The organism is Alishewanella longhuensis (genome assembly GCF_014653435.1).
In the GTDB taxonomy this organism is placed as follows: domain Bacteria; phylum Pseudomonadota; class Gammaproteobacteria; order Enterobacterales; family Alteromonadaceae; genus Alishewanella; species Alishewanella longhuensis.
This window is the reverse complement of the sequence record NZ_BNAO01000015.1, coordinates 1-282: the sequence shown is the minus strand read 5'-3', so window position 1 is coordinate 282 and position 282 is coordinate 1. Positions and strand designations below refer to the sequence as shown.

At 41.8% G+C, this 282-nt stretch carries 1 tRNA gene; it reads right to left on the bottom strand.

Features of this window, described 5'->3' with window-relative positions:
* Nucleotides 1-2 precede the first annotated feature (2 nt).
* Nucleotides 3-76: transfer RNA gene (locus IE163_RS17490), tRNA-Trp, on the bottom strand.
* Nucleotides 77-282: the final 206 nt, after the last annotated feature.

Here is a 282-nt window from a genome sequence, read left to right as displayed (position 1 = left end):
GGCAGGGGCAGAGGGATTCGAACCCCCAACCATCGGTTTTGGAGACCGCTGTTCTACCAATTGGAACTATGCCCCTACAAAAAATAACGGTGCAATTATCACACTAAAAGTGCCATACCGTTAAATAGCCGCTCATTATACTGCCTTAGCGTGCTAAAACAAGCATACAGTATCTTATTGCACAATTTTTAAGAACGTTAGGCATAAAAAAGGCCCCGAACCGGAGCCTTCTTTTTACATCAACACCTAATCAATGATTAAGCGATGATTTTTGATACTACA